The sequence below is a fragment of the Micromonospora lacuserhaii genome (assembly GCF_036902735.1).
GTDB lineage: Bacteria > Actinomycetota > Actinomycetes > Mycobacteriales > Micromonosporaceae > Micromonospora.
Map to the genome: position 1 here is coordinate 14162 of NZ_JBAKHO010000016.1, position 17477 is coordinate 31638.

The window sequence follows — 17477 nt, forward strand, 5'->3', positions numbered from 1 at the left end:
CGGGCGCCAGGCGCCCGCCCACGGTCGGTGATCCGTCAGCCGATGCTGAAGACGGCGTTGTCCATCTCGCCGCGGAACTGGTCATTGTTGGTGAGGCCGGCCCCCTTGGCGCCGATGTTCACCTTGGCGGTGCTGGAGATGTTCATCGTCGCGCCGGCTTCGGTGTCCACCGTGTCGGCGCCGACGATCAGGCTCAGCACGTCCCCGCGCCGCTTGCACTGGACGAACTTCCAGCCCTGGTCGGCGATGGAGACGTCGGTGGTGAGCAGGACGGCGGCGGCGGGGTTGCCCGCGCTGTCCGTGCCGGCGATGCGGCAGCCCGGCTTGCCGCCGTCGAGCTGGAGCTTCCACTGGGCGGGGTCGGCGAAGACTCCCTTCTGCATCAGGTTCGCCCCGCTGGTCACCTGACCCGAGGTGACCTTCACCAGGGTGCTGATGGTGAAGTCCTGGGTGCCCGGGTTGAGGTTGGCGGCGTCCGGCACCTGGATCACGGCGCTGCCCGACGCCGGGAAGGCGATCGCCGGGCTGGTGCCGGTGCCACTCGGACGGGTCGCCCGGGAGATGCTGCCCGGGTCGCTCACCGCGATGCACCCCGAGTCGCCCGGGGTGGCCACGTCGGCGAAGCAACCGGACGTCCACGGGCCGGGCTCGACCTGACCGGTCGGGGTGGCGTCGAAGTCGAGCCGCAGTTGCTCGGTGGCCGCGTACGCGGGTGCGGTGTCGACCAGCACGGCGGCGGCGAGAGCGGTCACACCCAGGGCGAATGCGGACATGGTTCGACCCATGAAGGTCCTCCGGAGATGGGGCTGCGGGCCCCCGTACGGCCGCAGCGTCCTGAAAGGATCACTGCCCGTTGCGCCGCTGTCAATGCCCGCTCAGTCCTCGCAGGCGTATCCGTCGTTGTCACGGTCGAGGTCGTAGATGTCCGTTCCGATGACCCGGACCGGGCCGCTCACGTAGGCGGGACCGTTGCCGCTGCCACCGGCGCAGTCGACGTCGCTGGCGATCGGGACGCAGCCGCTGTAGTTCGGGTCGCAGCTCGATTCCTGCTTGGTGCCCACCGCGACGACCTGGGTGACCGGCTGCTTCGTCACCACCGAGCGGACCAGCTTGCGCCCGGTGCGCACCCCGTCGGTCAGCGTCACCTGGTAGGTCAGCGTCCGTACCCCGTCGACGCCCCGGGTGCGGACCTTCCGGGTGCCCTCGGCCAGGTCCGGGTCCTGCACGGTCCGCGTGCCGTACCGGATCGTCTGCCGTTGGGTCTCGGTGCGGACCTCCACCCGCGGTGTCGGCGACGGCGTGGGCGACGGTGCGGCGGACGTCGGGGAGGGCGCGACCGCGACCGGGGAGGCCGGTTCACTCGTGCTCGGCACCACCACGGGCGGCGCGGCCGACGGGGCGTTCTGGTCGTCGGCCACCGCCCGCCGGTCCTGCGGCGAGTCGTCGGTGAAGGCGCCGATCACCGCCACGCCGGAGCAGCAGAGCAGGAAGACGGAGAGCAGCATCCCACCGATGACCACCCCGGTCCGCCTGCCCGGGCTCAGCCGACCGAACCAACCGGGCTGCCGGGCGGGCGGGACGGGCGGATACGGCTGGCCGAAAGCGGGCGGCGGCGTGGTCGTCACCCGGTCGAGTCTCCTACCTACGGACCGTGACGAAAACCGCCGTACCTCTTCTCACCTGCGTCGATGGTCGTCCCGCCGGGGTCCGACAGGTCCGGCGCCGGCCCGGACGTCCATCCACGGCCACCCGCGCGGGCGTCCCCGGTGGACGATCGCCCGAGGCCGCCCCCGGCTCGCCACCTGACGCGTCCCGCACCCGGTACCTTTCGGGCGATCAGGCGATCTGCCGCAGGTCGTTGCCATACCCGAAGATGATCCGGAGCCGAGCGCCGAGGGCCCCCGCACCTGACGCCGCACAAACCTCCGGGCACCTCCCCACACCCGCGATCTTGCACTTGCGGCCCACCCGTCGCCCTTTACGCGTCATTTGTTGGGGCCCCAACTGCAAGATCGCGGCAGGCGGGGGTGGGGGGCGGGGCGGGGTGGGGTGGGGTGGGGTGGGGCGGGGTGGGGGCGGGGGTGTTCAGGTCAGGGTGGCGGCGACCGTGGCGACTATGTGAGCCGGGCGACGGTAGAGGTCGCGGTCGGTGAAGTGGCGCATCGTCCAACCGTTGGCGGCCAGCCAGTTGCCGCGGTCCCGATCGTGCCGCAGCCGGTCGCGGTCCAGGTGGGACATGCCGTCGTACTCGACACCGATCCGCTGCTTTCGATATCCGAGGTCGAGCCGGAAGCGCAGCGCCCCGTCCTGGTCGTACACCTCGAGCTGCGGTTCGGGAACCGGGAGTCCGCCGTCGATCAGCACCAGGCGCAGCTGGCTCTCCTGCCGGCATTCGGCTCGCCCGTCCGCCAATAGCGTCAGGTCGCGAGCCTGCCGTACGCCGCGCAGCCCTCGGTGGGTCAACGCCTCCTCGATCAGCTCGTCCCGGCACACCGCCCCGGATCGGACTGCCGCGTCGAGCACCGGCAGGGCGTCCAGCCGACGGACGGTGCGTGCCAGGTCGACCGCGCACCGAGCAGGCGGGACACATGGCAGCCCGCCCACCAGGACGGATTGCACGGGCAGTACGGAATGGTGCACCACCAGACCGGGGAGTCGCGGTTTCGGCACCGCGGCCGGCAACTGGACGTGGACGGCCTCCTCCCGCAACACGCCGAAGCCGTGGAGGCGGGCGGCCGTGTTTCGGGCCAGTATCGCCTCGGGAGGCAGGCACATCAGCATCGCCCGTAGAGCGTCGAGGTCTGAGGCACCCGGATCCCCGTAGACGCCGCGACGCACCCGGATGACCCGACCCCTCGCCAGGTGGGTCCGCAGCCGCCTACGGGTGGTCACCTGGAGCAGAAACCTGGTGCGCCAGAGCCCGCTCGCCATGACGGCACAATCCCCGACCAACCCACCCCGCCGCCCCCCACACCCCTTCCCCTGTGGACAACCCACCCCCCTGTGGAAAACCCCCGCCCCGCGCTCCCCACGACCTCCTGCCGCCGATCTTGCACTTCGGGCCCGCAGAATGTCGCCTTTGTCGGGGAAATCCCGGCCGCAAGTGCAAGATCGCGCGGGGGGAGGGGGCGGGGGGCGGGGGCGGGGGCGGGGGGCGGGGGGGGTTAGCGGGCGTCGAGGAGGGGCTGGCTTGGGTTCCATGGGGGACCGCCGGCGGCGTCTCGGCGTCGTCGGGCGATTGCCGAGAGTGCCTCCAGCACCACCCGGTTGCCGAGGTACGCGGTGATGTCGGCGTGGTCGTACGGCGGGGCGACCTCGACCACGTCCACGCCGACGACGGGGAGTTCGTAGCAGACCCGGCGGACCGCGTCGAGCAGCTGCCGGGAGGTCAGGCCGCCCGGCTCGGGGGTGCCGGTGCCGGGCGCCATACCGGGGTCGACCACGTCCACGTCGACGGAGAGGAAGACGCCCTCGCACTCGTCGGTCGCGATGGTGAAGGCCTCCGAGAGGCACGGATCGAGTCCCCGGGCGACCAGCTCGGTCATCTCGTACGAGCGCATCCGCTGCTCGGCCATCCAGGCCAGGGTCGGCGGGTCGGGCCAGTAACCGCGCAGGCCGATCTGGAGGAACCGGTCGCCGCGCACCGCGCCGGATTCGATCAGCCGGCGCATCGGCTGGCCGTGCCCGTGCAGCGAGCCGAACTCGACGTGGCCGGTGTCGGCGTGCGCGTCGAAGTGCACCAGCGACACCCGGCCGAGGCCGTGCTGGCGGGCCACCCCGGTGGCGTCGGGCAGCGCGATGGAGTGGTCACCGCCGAGCACGACCGGGATCGCACCGGCGGACGCGACGGCGAACACAGCGGTTTCCAGGGCGGCCAGCGAGCGCTCGATGTCGCCGGAGAACATCTCCACGTCGCCGGCGTCGTAGACGCGCAGGTCGCGCAGGGCGTCGACGCGCAGTGCCAGCGACGGTCGGGAGCCGTCGTGCGGCAGGTAGCAGGCCTGCCGGATGGCGGACGGGCCGAACCGGGTACCGGGTCGGTGTGACGTGCCGCCGTCGAAGGGCGCGCCGACGATCACCACGTCGGCGTCGGCGTACGTGTCGGGTTCGTCGAGGGTGCAGCGGTCGACGCCGAGGAAGGTGACGTCGGGGCCGTACATCGGGCCGTAGCGGGTCACCGCTCCTCCATGCCCCAGGGCGAGCCGTAGCCGGTGAGCAGGTCGAGGAAGGGGCGCGGGGGCAGCGCCTCCGGGCCGAGCACACCCGCGCCGGACCAGGCGCCGGTGGCGAGCAGTTCCAGCGCCACCACCGGGTTGACCGCGGTCTGCCAGACCACCGCCTGGTGGCCGTACTCCCGCATGGACCACTCGTTGTCGACCACGTGGTAGAGGTACACGCGACGGGGTTGGCCGTCGACGCCGGTGCCGGTGACGTACGTGCCGGCGCAGGTCTTGCCGCGCATCCGGTCGCCGAGGGTGGCCGGGTCGGGCAGGCTGGCCGCGACCACGTCGCGCGGCGACACCTGGACGCCCCTGACCGTCACCGGCTTCGTCGAGTCCAGGCCGACCTTGTGCAGCGACTTCAGCACCTCGATGAACTCGTCGCCGAGGCCGTACTTGAAGGTGACCCGCTTCGCCTGCACCCAGCGCGGGATGAGCAGCACCTCCTCGTGCTCCACGTTGACACACTCGACCGGGCCGATGCCCTCGGGGAAGTCGAAGACCTCCGGCTCGCTGAACGGCTCGGTGGTGTACCAGCCCCGATCCTTCTCCCAGATCACCGGCGGGTTCAGGCACTCCTCGATGGTGGTCCAGATGGAGAACGACGGCGCGAAGTCGTACCCGTCGACGGTGAGGTTCGCGCCGTCGCGGACTCCGATCTCGTCGATCTCGCTGAACAGTTCGTCGGCGGCGTAGCGGGCGAAGACGTCCGACAGGCCCGGCTCGATACCGATGCCGCAGAGCGCGAGTCGGCCGGCGGCCTCCCACCGGTCGGCCACGGCGAACTGCTCGTCGCCGAGCTTGACGCCGGTCTCCGCGTAGGGCCGGGCGGGGTGCGGGTGGGACAGCGACATCGCCATGTCGAGGTAGTCGGCCCCCGCGGCGAACGCGCCGTCGAAGATCGGCATGACGAAGCGCGGGTCGACGGCGTTGAGCACGTGGGTGATCCGGTGCTCCCGGCAGAGCGCGGCGACCGCGTCGGCCGAGGAGGCGTCGACCTTCGCGGCAACGAACCGGTCGCCCTGACCGTCGACCGCGCGCTCGGCGCGGCCCAGGTCGTAGTCGGCGACGACCATGGTCTGGAAGAAGTCGCGGCGGGCAGCGATGGCTACGGCGGCGGAGCCGACGCCACCGGCGCCGACGAGGAGGATGCGCATCAGGAATCAAACCCCAAACCAAGACGATCGAGAGTACGGAGCCAGAGGTCACGCCGGCCCTCGCGCGCGTCGGCGCGGGCCAGCGACCAGCGGGTGAGGTTGATGCCGGCGGCCCGGACGGGCTCCGGCGGGAACGGCAGCGGGGTGCTGCGGACCAGGTCGAGTCGGGTCAGCGGGGTCTCCTGGCCGCCCAGCAGGTCGAGCATCACCCGGGCCCCGAACCGGGTCGCCCCGACGCCGAGGCCGGTGTAGCCGGCCGCGTACGCCAGCCGGCCGTCGTAGGCGGTGCCGAAGAACGGGCAGAACCGGGTGCAGGTGTCGATGACCCCGCCCCAGTTGTGGCTGAAGCGGAGCCCGTCGAGCTGCGGGAACGTGGTGAAGAAGTGGTCGGCGAGGGCGGCGAAGGTGGCCGGCCGCTGTGCCAGCTCCGGCGCGACCCGGTTGCCGTAGTGGTAGACCGCGTCGTAGCCACCGAAGAGGATCCGCCCGTCCCCGGTGATCCGGTAGTAGTGGAACTGGTTGCCGGTGTCCGCGAGGCCCTGCCGGTTCCGCCAGCCGATCGCGTCCCGCTGCTCGGGAGTCAGCGGCTCGGTCATCAGGGCGTAGTCGTAGACCGGCACGACCCAGTTGCGCAGCCGGCGCAGCAGCGGCGGGAACGCGTTCGTGGCGAGCACCACCTGCTGGGCCCGGACGGCCCCCGGGGCGACGTCCGGGCCGCCGGCCGTGCGCGCGGCCAGCGCGGCGCCGTCGCGGCGCAGCCCGGTGACCCGGGTGTGCTCGTGGATCCGCACCCCCTCGGCGAGGCAGGCCCGGCGCAGGCCCCAGGCCAGCTTCGCCGGGTCGAGCATGGCCACCCGGTCGGCGTCCCACAGCCCACCGAGGTACGTCGGCGAGTGCACCTCGGCGCGCACCTCGTCGGCGTCGAGCAGCCGGACGTCGTGGCCGTACCGGCGGGCCAGCGCCTCGTCCTCGGCCAGCCCGGCGAGCTGGTAAGGCGCCACCGCCACCGCCAGCTCACCGGTGCGCTCGAAGTCGCAGTCGATGCCGTACGCGTCGACGGTGGCGGCGATGGCGTCCAGGTTCTGCCGGCCCAGCCACTCCAGCACGTCGATCTCGCCGGGGAAGCGGTCCACGCCGTTGGCCAGCCCGTGGGTCAGCGAGGCGGCGCAGAACCCGCCGTTTCGCCCGGACGCCGCCCAGCCGCAGGTGCCGGCCTCGACCAGCAGCACGTCCCGGTCCGGGGCGTCCCGCTTGGCGAGCAGCGCCGCCCAGAGGCCGCTGTAGCCGCCGCCGATCACCAGCAGGTCGGTGTCGGTCGTACCGGTCAGCGGCGGCAGCGGGTCGGGGCGTTCCGGGCGGTCCAGCCAGTAGGGGACGGGCGCCGCGTCGGCGAGCGCCCGGCCGGTATGCGGGAGTGTCATGACGGGCCGTTCGCCCGTCCGCCCGCCGGAGCGGGGACCGCGACCTCGGCGCGCCGGGACCGCCGGCCGCGCAGCGAGCTGGCGCCCACGAGCAGCAGGGCGATCACGAACATCGCCGTGCCGATGACGTTGACCTGCGGCGGGATGCCGCGCTGGGCGGCGCCCCAGACGTACATCGGGAAGGTGACGGTGGTGCCGGCGTTGAAGTTCGTGATGATGAAGTCGTCGAAGCTGAGCGAGAAGGCGAGCAGGGCGGCGGCCACGATGCCGGGCAGCACCAGGGGCAGGGTGATCCGCCGGAAGGTCTGCCACTCGCTGGCGTAGAGGTCCATCGCGGCCTCCTCCAGCCGCCGGTCCATCCCGGCCAGCCGCGCCTTCACGGTGACCACCACGAACGACACGCAGAACATCACGTGCGCGATGACGATGGTCCAGAAGCCCTGCGGCACGCCCGCGGAGACGAAGAGGGCGAGCAGCGAGGTGCCCATCACCAGCTCCGGGCTGGCCATCGGCAGGAAGATCAGCACGTTCAGCCCGGTCCGACCGCGGAACCGGTGCCGGACCAGCGCGAACGCCATCAGCGTGCCGAGCACGGTGGCCACCACCGTGGCGATGAAGCCGATCTGCACGCTGCGGACCACCGCGTCGCACATGTCGGAGGTGGCGCACGGGTGGGTCCAGTTGTCCAGGGTGAACTCGTGGAAGTCGTACGACAGCCGGCTCGACGGGCGGTTGAAGGAGAGCGCGGCCACCACCAGGATCGGCAGGGAGAGGTAGCCGAGCACCAGCAGGGCCACACCCATCACCCAGCGGTCGGCCAGCCAACGGGACAGTTTCACAGCACCTCCTCCGTGCCGGCCCGGCGCAGGTAGACGAAGACGATCGCGAGGATCGCCGCCATCAGCAGGAACGACAGCGCGGCGCCCTGCGGGTAGTCCAGCCGGACCAGGAACGCCGAGTCGATGACGTTGCCGATCATGTACTGGTTCGGGGTGCCGAGCAGCTCGGCGTTGATGTAGTCACCGGTGGCCGGGATGAAGAAGAGCAGCGTGCCGGCGATCAGGCCGGGCATCGACAGCGGCAGGGTGACCCGTCGGAACGCCTGCACCGGGCTGGCGTAGAGGTCGCTGGCCGCTTCCAGCAGCCGGTAGTCCAGCCGCTCCAGGCTCGCGTACAGCGGCAGCACCAGGAAGGGCAGGAAGTTGTACGTCAGGCCGAGCACCACCGCGAACGGCGTGGCGAGCAGCCGGCCGTCGGGGGCGAGCAGGTGGACGTCGCGCAGCAGCCCGACGAACCAGCCGTTGTCCGACAGGATGGTCTTCCAGGCCAGGGTGCGGACCAGGAAGCTGGTGAACATCGGCGCGACCACGCAGACCAGCAGCAGGTTCTTCCACCGACCCGCCTTCTGCGCGATCGCGTACGCCAGCGGGTAGCCCATCAGCAGGGCCAGCACCAGCGCGATCGCCGAGTAGACGAAGGACCGGGCGAACTGCGGCCAGTACGCCTGGAGGGCCTCCGGGTAGTTGCCGAACGCCCAGGTGAGCGCGTAACCGGTGGAGAGCGAGCCGGACGGGTCGTAGAGGCTGGCCGCGGCGAGCTGAAGCAGCGGCAGGACGAAGAAGATGAACAGCCAGGCCGCGCCGGGCAGCAGCAGCAGGTACGGCAGCAGCCGGTGCCGCCCCCGCCGGGGCGGCGGCGGTGCCGCAGCCGCCTGCCCCTGGGTGGGTACGTGGGCGAGGGCGGTCACGAGGACGCACCCACCGGCTCGTCCAGCAGCGGGGTGGTGCGGTCGTCCTGGCCGGGCTCGCGGGAGAGCAGGAAGGCGTGCCGCGGGTCCCAGTACGCCACCACCGACGCGCCCACCGGGAACTGCCGGCCCGCGCCGCTGTTCGCCGCGAACGCGGAGAGCTCGCTCCCCCAGCCGGTGCGGATCAGGTACTGCGTGCTCACCCCCACGTAGGAGGCGTCGGTGACGATCCCTTCGACGTGCTGGTGGCCACTGGGAACCTGGGCGACGGAGTCGACCAGGTGCAGCTTCTCCGGGCGTACCCCCAGGTAGACCGGGCCCCGGTCGGACCGGGCGCGGTCGGCGGGCACCGAGAAGCGGGCGCCGTGGGCGGTGACCGGCACGTCGGTGCCGGCGCTGCCCGCGGCCTCGGCGGCCAGCAGGTTGGACTGGCCGAGGAAGTTCGCCACGAACGCGGTCGCCGGGAACTCGTAGAGGTCGGCCGGGGCGCCGAGCTGCTCGATCTTCCCGGCGTTCATCACGGCGACGGTGTCGGCCATGGTCATGGCCTCCTCCTGGTCGTGGGTGACGTGCACGAAGGTGATCCCGACCTCGGTCTGGATCCGCTTCAGCTCGATCTGCATCTGCCGGCGCAGCTTCAGGTCGAGCGCGCCGAGCGGCTCGTCGAGGAGCAGCACCTGCGGGTGGTTGATCAGGGCGCGGGCCAGCGCGACCCGCTGCTGCTGACCGCCGGAGAGCTGGGCCGGGCGGCGCGGGCCGTAGCCGTCGAGCTGCACCAGCGACAGCATCCGGCGGACCTGGTCGTCCACCTTGCGGATGCCGCGCCGGCGCAGCCCGAAGGCCACGTTCTCGTTGATGTCCAGGTGCGGGAAGAGCGCATAGCTCTGGAACACGGTGTTCACCGGCCGCTTGTACGGCCGCAGCCGGGCGATGTCCCGGTCGCCCAGGAGCACCTGCCCGCTGGTCGGTTCCTCCAGTCCGGCGATCATCCGCAGGGTGGTCGTCTTGCCACAGCCGGACGCGCCGAGCAGGGCGAAGAAGGAACCCTGCGGGATGGTCAGGCTCAGGTCGTCGACCGCGGTGAAGATGCCGAACCGCTTGGTGAGGTTGGCCAGCCGCAGGTCGCCGGCCGGTGACTCGTGTCCCATCGCCATCACGCCCCGATGACCTTCTGGTACTTCGTCTCGTACTCCTTCTCCTGCTTCTCGTCCAGGGCCATGAAGACCTTGGACTTCTTCAGCAGCGCGTCGTCCGGGAAGATCAGCGGGTTGGCCGCCAGCTCCGGGTCGATCTTCTCCATCTCGGCCTGCGCGCCCTTCACGGGGCAGATGTAGTTGACGTACGCCGCGAGCTGGGCGGCGACCGCCGGCTCGTAGTAGTAGTTGATCAGCTCTTCGGCGTTGCCCTTGTGGGTGGCCTTGTTCGGCACCATCAGGTTGTCGCTGAAGAGCATCACGCCCGAGTCCGGTGCGACGAACTGGATCTTCTCGTCCTCGGCGGTCAGCTGGAGGACGTCACCGGACCAGGCGATGCAGGCCGCGATGTCGCCCTTGTTGAGCTCGGTGGAGTACTCGTTGCCGGTGAACTTGCGGATCTGTCCGGAGTCGACGGCCTTCTTGAGCTTGGCGAGCGCGTCGTCGAACTGCGCGGTGGTGAAGTTCGCCGGGTCGTGCCCGTTGGACTGGAGCAGCAGGCCCATGGTGTCCCGCATCTCCGTCAGCGCGGTGACCCGGCCCTTGAGGTCGGGGCGGGTGAGCAGCTCGTCGACCGTCCGGATCTCCTTGGTGACCTTGCCGTTGAAGGCCAGGCCGGCGAGGCCCGACTGCCACGGGATGGAGAGCTGGTTGTCCGGGTCGAAGGAGCGGTTGAGCAGCGACGGCAGCAGGTTCGCCGCCACGTTCGGGATCTTCGCCGGGTCGAGCTTCTGGATCCAGCCGAGCCGGATCATCCGGGCGGCCATCCAGTCGGTGAGGACGATGATGTCGCGGTCCGTGCTCTGACAGGCCGCGAGCTGGTTCTGGACCTTGCCGAAGAACTCGTTGTTGTCGTTGATGTCCTCGGTGTACGTGACCTGGATGCCGGACTTCTTGACGAACGCGTCGAGGCTGGGGCGCTTCGACTCGTCCTTCTCGTCGACGTCGATGTACTGCGGCCAGTTGGAGAACGCGAGCTTCTTCTCGGTGCCCGAGAGGTCTTCGCTCTTGCAGCCCGCCTCGGTCTGGGTAGCGGCCTTGGTGCCGCAGCCGGCGAGCGCGCCGCCCGCGGCGAGCAGGGCGGCCGAACCGAGGGTGCCGGTGAGCAGTCCACGCCGGGAGAGGGGCCGGAAGGGAGTACGCATTGACGACTCCTAGGGGGTCGTCCGTCGGCAGCGGGGACGGGGGTGACGCGCCGGCGGGAGGGGTCGGGTGTCAGGGACGACTGATCCTGACATGAGGTGACCTCCCTTACAAGGGATTCCGTTGCGGGAATAGCAATGGACGACGAATTACGCCAGACTGCGCGGTGGCGCTAGGCTCAGCGAGTGATCGGACATGGGGAGCGGTCGATGACGAACCGGCAACTGGAGAGCGGCAACGGCGCGCGGCGGGTCACCGTGCGCGATGGTGCGAGTCACGCACTGTTGGACGACGTGGCGAAGCAGATCATCGAGCAGCTCCAGGAGGACGGCCGCCGGCCGTACGCGACCATCGGCAAGGCGGTCGGGCTCTCCGAGGCCGCCGTGCGGCAGCGGGTGCAGCGGCTGCTCGACGCCGGGGTGATGCAGATCGTGGCGGTGACCGACCCGCTCCAGCTCGGCTTCCCCCGGCAGGCCATGATCGGCCTGCGCACCGACGGGGACCTGGAGGCGGTCGCCGACCGGCTGGCCGGGTTCGAGGAGATCGACTACGTGGTCATCACCGCCGGCTCGTTCGACCTGCTCGCCGAGGTGGTCTGCCGCAACGACGCCCACCTGCTGGAGATCCTGCAGAAGCTGCGCGCCGTCGAGGGCGTGCTCGCCACCGAGGCGTTCGTCTACCTCAAGCTGCGCAAGCAGACCTACACCTGGGGTACGGCCTGATACGAATTCCGTAGCTGGGACATCCCAACTACGCTGATTCCGTTGTTGCAACCCCTGTTGACTGTCGTTAACACTTGCGTTTCCCCGTGCGGCTGTGCGATAACCGTGGGCAGAGCGGCCGGTGTCCCCCTGACCGGCCCGAGACCCGATGGGGCTGACATGGCCAACGCCACCGACCACCTCTGGATGCACTTCACCCGAATGGCCAGCTACGCCGACGGAGAGGTGCCGACCATCGTGCGCGGCGAGGGCGCGTACGTCTGGGACTCCAAGGGCCGCCGCTACCTGGACGGACTCGCCGGGCTCTTCGTCGTCAACGCCGGCCACGGCCGCACCGAACTGGCCGAGGCGGCCGCCAAGCAGGCCGCCGAGCTCGCCTACTTCCCACTGTGGTCGTACGCCCACCCGAAGGCCGTCGAGCTGGCCGAGAAGATCGCCTCGCTGACCCCCGGCGACCTGAACCGGGTCTTCTTCACCACCGGCGGCTCCGAGGCCGTCGAGGCCGCCTGGAAGCTGGCCCGGGCCTACTTCAAGCGCACCGGCCAGCCCAACAAGTACAAGGTGATCAGCCGCTACATCGCGTACCACGGCACCTCGATGGGGGCGCTGTCGATCACCGGCCTGCCCGGCATCAAGAGCGACTTCGAGCCGCTGGTGCCCGGCGCCATCAAGGTGCCGAACACCAACTTCTACCGGGCGCCCGAGCACGGCGACTCCCCCGAGGCGTTCGGCCGCTGGGCCGCCGAGGAGATCGGCCGGGCCATCGAGCGGGAGGGGCCGGACACCGTCGCCGCGGTCTTCCTGGAGCCGGTGCAGAACTCCGGCGGCTGCTTCCCGCCGCCGCCCGGCTACTTCGAGCGGGTCCGCGAGATCTGCGACGCGTACGACGTGCTGCTCGTCTCGGACGAGGTGATCTGCTCCTGGGGCCGGCTCGGCGAGTACTTCGGTGCCGTTCGCTACGGCTACCAGCCGGACATCATCACCACCGCCAAGGGCATCACCTCCGGGTACGCCCCGCTCGGCGCCATGATCGCCAGCGAGCGGCTGATGGAGCCGTTCCTCACCGAGACCGGCATGTTCGCCCACGGGGTGACCTTCGGCGGCCACCCGGTCTCCTGCGCGGTGGCCCTGGCCAACCTGGAGGTCTTCGCCCGCGAGGACCTGGTCGGGCACGTCCGGGCCAACGAGGACGCCTTCCGGGCCACCCTCGAGAAGCTCCACGACCTGCCGATCGTCGGCGACGTCCGGGGCGACGGCTACTTCTACGGCATCGAACTGGTCAAGGACAAGAACACCAAGGCCACCTTCGACGACGCCGAGTCCGAGCGGCTGCTGCGCGGCTTCCTCTCCAGCGCGCTGTTCCAGGCCGGCCTCTACTGCCGCGCCGACGACCGGGGCGACCCGGTGGTCCAGCTCGCCCCGCCGCTGATCGCCGAGCAGGCCCAGTTCGACGAGATCGAGCAGATCCTGCGCGCGGTGCTGACCGAGGCATGGGCACGCCTGTGACCGACGGACCAGGACGGGACGGGGCCGGGACTCGCGACGGCGGGAACCGGCCCCGTCCCGTCGGGCCGGCCGCCGCCGACTCCGCGCCCCCGGCCGTCGGCGGCACCGCCCGGACCCGGGTACGCCGACTGCCCGAGCTCGCCGTCCACGACCGGGCCGCCCTGCACGCCGTCCTCGACGCCGGCCGGGTCGGCCACCTCGCCATGGCCGACGGCGACCAGCCGTACGCCCTGCCGGTGGCGTACGCCCGGGACGGCGAGCGGGTGCTGGTGCACGGCTCCACCGGCAGCCGGCTCTTCCGGCACCTCGCCGCCGGTGCGCGCGCCTGCCTGACCGTGACCCTGGTCGACGGGCTGGTACTGGCCCGCAGCGCCTTTGCGTCCTCGATGAACTACCGCTGCGCCATGGTGCTCGGCGAGCTGACCGCGCTCGACGGGGAGGCCGGGCTGGCCGCCCTGGAACGGCTCTCCGAGCACCTGCTGCCCGGGCGGTGGGCGGTGATCCGCCCGCCGTCGGCGAAGGAACTCGCCGCCACGCTGGTGCTCGCCCTGCCACTGGACGAGTGCTCGGTCAAGGTCAGCGCCGGCCCACCCGACGACCCCGAGGACGACCTCGACCGAGCGGTCTGGGCCGGGGTGGTGCCGGTGGTCGAGTCGCTCGGCACACCGCAGCCCGACGCAGGGCTGCGCCACGACCTGCCCCCACCGCAGTGGTGACCCGCTACCAGGACCTGTCGTACTGGATGTCCACCGTCGACGGGCCGCTGACCCCCCGCCCGGCGCTGCCCGGCGACAGCGACGCCGACGTGGTGATCGTGGGCGCCGGCTACACCGGGCTCTGGACCGCGTACCACCTGGCGACCGCCGACCCGTCGCTGCGGATCACCGTGCTGGAGGCCGAGGTCGCCGGCTACGGCGCCTCCGGCCGCAACGGCGGCTGGTGCTCGGCGCTCTTCCCCACCTCGCTGCCCGCGCTGGCCCGCCGGCACGGCCGGGACCGGGCGCTGGCGATGCAACGGGCCATGCAGGAGACCGTGCGCGAGGTCGGCCGGGTGGTGGCCGCCGAGGGCATCGACTGCGACTGGCACCAGGGCGGGACGGTGGTGCTGGCCCGTTCGGCGGTCCAGCTCGGCCGCGCCCGGGCCGAGGTGGCCACCGCCCGCGAGCACGGCCTCGACCCGGCGGACCTGGTGCTCCTGGACGCCGCCGAGGCGTCCGCCCGGTGCGCCGCCGACGGGGTGGTCGGCGGGACGTACACCCCGCACTGCGCGGTGGTGCACCCGGCGAAGCTCGTCCGCGGGCTGGCGGAGGCGGTGGAGCGCCGAGGGGTACGCCTGCACGAACGCACCCCGGTCACCGCGATCCGGGCCGGCGCGGCGGTCACCCCGCACGGCACGGTCCGGGCGCCGGTGGTGGTACGGGCCACCGAGGGCTGGACGCCGGGGCTGCCCGGGCAGCGGCGCACCGTCGCCCCGGTCTACTCGCTGATGGTGGCGACCGAGCCGCTGCCCGAGCGGACCTGGGCGCGGATCGGGCTGGCCGAGCGGGAGACGTTCTCCGACCACCGGCACGTCATCATCTACGGCCAGCGCACCGCCGACGGCCGGCTCGCCTTCGGCGGGCGGGGCGCCCCGTACCACTTCGGTTCCCGGGTCTCCCCCGCGTACGACCGGGAGCCGCGGGTCTTCGCCGCGCTGCGCCGGGTGCTCGGCGAGCTCTTCCCGGTGCTCGGTCCGGAGGTGCCGATCAGCCACACCTGGGGCGGCCCGCTGGGGGTGGCCCGGGACTGGTCCGCCTCGGTGGGGCTGGACCGCGCCACCGGGCTCGGCTGGGCGGGCGGCTACGTCGGCGACGGGGTGGGCACCAGCAACCTCGCCGGCCGTACCCTCGCCGACCTGATCCGGGGCGTCGAGAGCGACCTGACCGCCCTGCCCTGGGTCAACCACCGCTCCCCCCGCTGGGAGCCGGAGCCGCTGCGCTGGCTGGCCGTCAACGCCGGCCTGCGGATCATGTTCTCGGCCGACCGGGCGGAGCTACGCTCCGGCCGCCCGTCCCGCCGCGCCGCCGCCTTCTCCCGCCTCCTCGGCCACTGACCCCACCCCCGCACATCCCCACCCGCCCCGAGCCCTCGGCTCGTTGATCAAGGAGTTTGGGCACTCCGAGGTACCGGATTAGTGCGCAAACTTCTTGATCAACACGGGGGGTGCGGGGGTGCGGTGTGGGGGGGTTAGTGGTTGGGGGGGATTACGCGGAGGTGGCCTCGGCGGGCGGTGCCGGGGTGCTGTTGGGTGGGCTGGTCGTTCTCGGGGGGACGGGGGGCGACCGGGCGGGCGGCCTCACGGACCGCCTCCGCGAGGGCGACCAGGTCGTCGGTGGTGGGCGGCGGGGGCTCGAACTCGCCCTCGTGCCGGACCACGTCCCAGCCGCGCGGCGCGGTCAGGCTGCGCGCGTGCGGCTCACAGAGGTCGTACGTGTGCGGCTCGGCGAACGCCGCGAGGGGCCCCACCACCGCTGTCGACTCGTTGTAGACATAGGTCAATGTGGCGACCGCTTGCCGGGGGCAGCCGTTACGGGAGCAGCGCCGTGGTGACCTCACGGCGGCAGGGTATCCCCATTACCGGGTCCGGCGCACCGGTTCGCGTTGCGACACGCCCGTCGCAGTGATCACAATTCGCGGCTGCCGCCCCGCCGCGCCCACTGATCGGGCGCTGCCGCTGGCCGGGCCGGCGGTGGAGCTACCCTGAGCGTCATGACGAGCCCGGAACACCGCCGCCCCGGCTCCGGCCGGCGCAACCACCGCGACCGGCACGGCCGCGGCCTGCGTGGGCGGCTGGTGCCGGCAACCGTCCCGCTGGCCCGGACCAAGGCCGAGGTCTTCGACGACCTGGTGCTGGACACGGTCGAGACGCTGGAGCGGCGTTTCGCCAAGGAGCTGGCCGGCGTCGAGTTCGCCGTCGAGGACGTCCCGCCGGACCTCAACGTCTACGACTCGGACGTGCTGGAGGACGGCGAGGTGCCGCTGGCCCGACTGCTGCCGGGCCGCCCTGGTCGGCAGGAGGTGCCGCCCCGGATCGTGCTCTACCGCCGGCCGCTGGAGTTCCGCGCGATGGACCGTGAGGACCTCGCCGACCTGGTGCACGACGTGATCATCGAGCAGGTGGCGAACCTGCTCGGGGTCGACCCCGACGAACTCGCCTGACCGCTGCCCGACCGCCGTCGCCCCCGCGACGACGATCCGGGCGCGAGCCGGGCGGCCCCCACCGCCCCGGCCCGTCGCACCTCGCTCAGGCGACCCGCCGCTTGAGCTTGCGCCGCTCCCGCTCGGAGAGCCCACCCCAGATCCCGAAGCGCTCGTCGTGGCCGAGAGCGTATTCCAGGCATTCCGTCTTGACCTCGCACCGCGAGCAGATCCGCTTCGCCTCGCGGGTCGATCCGCCCTTCTCGGGAAAGAACGCTTCCGGGTCGGTCTGCGAGCAGAGCGCCCGCTCCTGCCACTCCGGTGCGTTCCCGAGCAGGTCGGCCACCTCGAGCTGGCCGTCCATCAGATGCCTCCTTGTCGCGCACCGACGTCACCGCCGCTGCAACCCCCCACGCGAAAGGCGTGCTTGTCCGTCCGGTCCAATTTTGTTGCGTTCCGTGCGAACAACCCCATTCAAATTACACGCGTGTAATGCGTGCGCCGTCAAGCGGAACTTGATAATGGAGTCGTCCTCCCGACACGCCTCCGGGTCGCCACTCGGACCACCCGGCCTCGCAACCTGCCCTATCGATTCAGACCCCGGACGAGTAACGCCCTCTCCGGCGAGTTGCCCGAGATTTCTGCCGTGGCGTCGCCATCGTGGACACCGCCGGGTGCGCCGGCGGAGGCTCCGGTGGACCGACTGGCCAAGATCAGCATCTCGGTGGGGCACAGGTTAACCCGGTTCCCGTCACCGTGCCCGTCGAGCCGGAAAACGCCGACAGCGCCCCGTCCACGATGTGGACGGGGCGCGACGGCGCGGGGGCCGGTACGGGATCAGCCCGACCCCGGGGGAGCGCTGCTCGGCCAGACGAACTCGGCGACCTCGCCACCGGTGACGGAGATCGCTCCGGCCGGCGTGCTCGCGTCCCACCAGACGGTATAGACGCCCGCGGCCAGATCCGGGTAGACGGCGCTGTGGAACACCCCGTCCCGGACGATCCGCTCCCGGACGGCGGCGTGGGTCCGCGGCCCGGCGGTCCGGTCGGCCGGGCTGATCTCGATCTCCCGACCGTGCTGCTCGCGTCCGGTGTAGATGATCAGGGCGCCGGTGTCGCCGCCCAGGTCCAGCATGACCGTGCCGCTGCCGGTCGGCCCGTACCGGTGCTCATGCGGGTGCTCGTGCATCTG

General features: G+C 71.8%; 18 protein-coding genes. 5 read left to right on the forward strand and 13 right to left on the reverse strand.

The genetic code is table 11. The features are described from left to right. Positions 1 to 35: 35 nt before the first annotated feature. The 10 genes from V6U81_RS13485 to V6U81_RS13530 form a co-directional block, all read right to left on the reverse strand. Positions 36 to 773 (reverse strand): hypothetical protein, encoded by a 738-nt coding sequence (locus V6U81_RS13485; protein ID WP_334488819.1) that lies wholly within the window; start codon positions 771 to 773, stop codon positions 36 to 38. Between the two features lie 102 nt (positions 774 to 875). Then, positions 876 to 1625 carry a G5 domain-containing protein gene (locus tag V6U81_RS13490; RefSeq protein ID WP_334488821.1) on the reverse strand — a complete coding sequence of 250 codons (750 nt, stop codon included), beginning with the start codon at positions 1623 to 1625 and terminating at the stop codon, positions 876 to 878. 460 nt (positions 1626 to 2085) lie between these two features. Then, positions 2086 to 2931: a DUF559 domain-containing protein gene (locus V6U81_RS13495; RefSeq protein ID WP_334488824.1), complete on the reverse strand. Its 846-nt coding sequence runs from the start codon at positions 2929 to 2931 to the stop codon at positions 2086 to 2088. A gap of 233 nt (positions 2932 to 3164) precedes the next feature. Continuing rightward, the gene (speB, locus tag V6U81_RS13500; RefSeq protein WP_334488826.1) at positions 3165 to 4178 is read right to left on the reverse strand and encodes an agmatinase; all 1014 of its coding nucleotides are present in this window, start codon (positions 4176 to 4178) and stop codon (positions 3165 to 3167) included. Continuing rightward, positions 4175 to 5377 carry a saccharopine dehydrogenase family protein gene (locus V6U81_RS13505; RefSeq protein WP_334488829.1) on the reverse strand — a complete coding sequence of 401 codons (1203 nt, stop codon included), beginning with the start codon at positions 5375 to 5377 and terminating at the stop codon, positions 4175 to 4177. Before V6U81_RS13505 ends, speB begins: the two co-directional genes overlap by 4 nt. Then, the gene (locus tag V6U81_RS13510; RefSeq protein ID WP_334488832.1) at positions 5377 to 6798 is read right to left on the reverse strand and encodes an NAD(P)/FAD-dependent oxidoreductase; all 1422 of its coding nucleotides are present in this window, start codon (positions 6796 to 6798) and stop codon (positions 5377 to 5379) included. The genes V6U81_RS13505 and V6U81_RS13510 overlap by 1 nt, the downstream gene beginning before the upstream one ends. After that, complete coding sequence (locus tag V6U81_RS13515; protein WP_334488834.1) at positions 6795 to 7637, reverse strand: ABC transporter permease; 843 nt, start codon at positions 7635 to 7637, stop codon at positions 6795 to 6797. Before V6U81_RS13515 ends, V6U81_RS13510 begins: the two co-directional genes overlap by 4 nt. Next, a complete protein-coding gene (locus V6U81_RS13520) occupies positions 7634 to 8545 on the reverse strand; it encodes an ABC transporter permease (protein WP_334488836.1) in 912 nt (303 codons plus the stop codon). The genes V6U81_RS13515 and V6U81_RS13520 overlap by 4 nt, the downstream gene beginning before the upstream one ends. Continuing rightward, positions 8542 to 9699: an ABC transporter ATP-binding protein gene (locus tag V6U81_RS13525; RefSeq protein ID WP_334489060.1), complete on the reverse strand. Its 1158-nt coding sequence runs from the start codon at positions 9697 to 9699 to the stop codon at positions 8542 to 8544. Before V6U81_RS13525 ends, V6U81_RS13520 begins: the two co-directional genes overlap by 4 nt. Continuing rightward, the gene (locus V6U81_RS13530) at positions 9699 to 10883 is read right to left on the reverse strand and encodes a polyamine ABC transporter substrate-binding protein (protein ID WP_334488840.1); all 1185 of its coding nucleotides are present in this window, start codon (positions 10881 to 10883) and stop codon (positions 9699 to 9701) included. Before V6U81_RS13530 ends, V6U81_RS13525 begins: the two co-directional genes overlap by 1 nt. Positions 10884 to 11090: 207 nt before the next feature. On the opposite strand from V6U81_RS13530, the gene V6U81_RS13535 reads away from it, so the two are divergent. From V6U81_RS13535 to V6U81_RS13550, 4 genes are all read left to right on the forward strand, one after another. Beyond that, on the forward strand, positions 11091 to 11603 hold the full coding sequence (locus tag V6U81_RS13535; protein ID WP_334488843.1) for an Lrp/AsnC family transcriptional regulator: 513 nt from the start codon (positions 11091 to 11093) through the stop codon (positions 11601 to 11603). Positions 11604 to 11762: 159 nt separating this feature from the next. Then, positions 11763 to 13109: an aspartate aminotransferase family protein gene (locus V6U81_RS13540; RefSeq protein WP_334488845.1), complete on the forward strand. Its 1347-nt coding sequence runs from the start codon at positions 11763 to 11765 to the stop codon at positions 13107 to 13109. Continuing rightward, a complete protein-coding gene (locus V6U81_RS13545; protein ID WP_334488847.1) occupies positions 13094 to 13825 on the forward strand; it encodes a pyridoxamine 5'-phosphate oxidase family protein in 732 nt (243 codons plus the stop codon). The genes V6U81_RS13540 and V6U81_RS13545 overlap by 16 nt, the downstream gene beginning before the upstream one ends. Further along, the gene (locus V6U81_RS13550; protein ID WP_334488850.1) at positions 13822 to 15201 is read left to right on the forward strand and encodes an NAD(P)/FAD-dependent oxidoreductase; all 1380 of its coding nucleotides are present in this window, start codon (positions 13822 to 13824) and stop codon (positions 15199 to 15201) included. The genes V6U81_RS13545 and V6U81_RS13550 overlap by 4 nt, the downstream gene beginning before the upstream one ends. Before the next feature lie 134 nt (positions 15202 to 15335). On the opposite strand, the gene V6U81_RS13555 is transcribed toward V6U81_RS13550, so the two are convergent. Continuing rightward, positions 15336 to 15704, reverse strand: a complete 369-nt coding sequence (locus V6U81_RS13555; protein WP_334488853.1) for a DUF3499 domain-containing protein — start codon at positions 15702 to 15704, stop codon at positions 15336 to 15338. A gap of 153 nt (positions 15705 to 15857) precedes the next feature. Between V6U81_RS13555 and V6U81_RS13560 the strand changes: the two genes are divergently transcribed. Beyond that, entirely contained in the window at positions 15858 to 16307 is a 450-nt protein-coding gene (locus tag V6U81_RS13560) for a metallopeptidase family protein (protein ID WP_334488856.1), read from the forward strand. 85 nt (positions 16308 to 16392) lie between these two features. On the opposite strand, the gene V6U81_RS13565 is transcribed toward V6U81_RS13560, so the two are convergent. Further along, positions 16393 to 16650 carry a WhiB family transcriptional regulator gene (locus V6U81_RS13565; RefSeq protein ID WP_088980572.1) on the reverse strand — a complete coding sequence of 86 codons (258 nt, stop codon included), beginning with the start codon at positions 16648 to 16650 and terminating at the stop codon, positions 16393 to 16395. Between the two features lie 473 nt (positions 16651 to 17123). Further along, positions 17124 to 17474 (reverse strand): phospholipase, encoded by a 351-nt coding sequence (locus V6U81_RS13570; RefSeq protein ID WP_334488877.1) that lies wholly within the window; start codon positions 17472 to 17474, stop codon positions 17124 to 17126. Between the last annotated feature and the right edge of the window lie 3 nt (positions 17475 to 17477).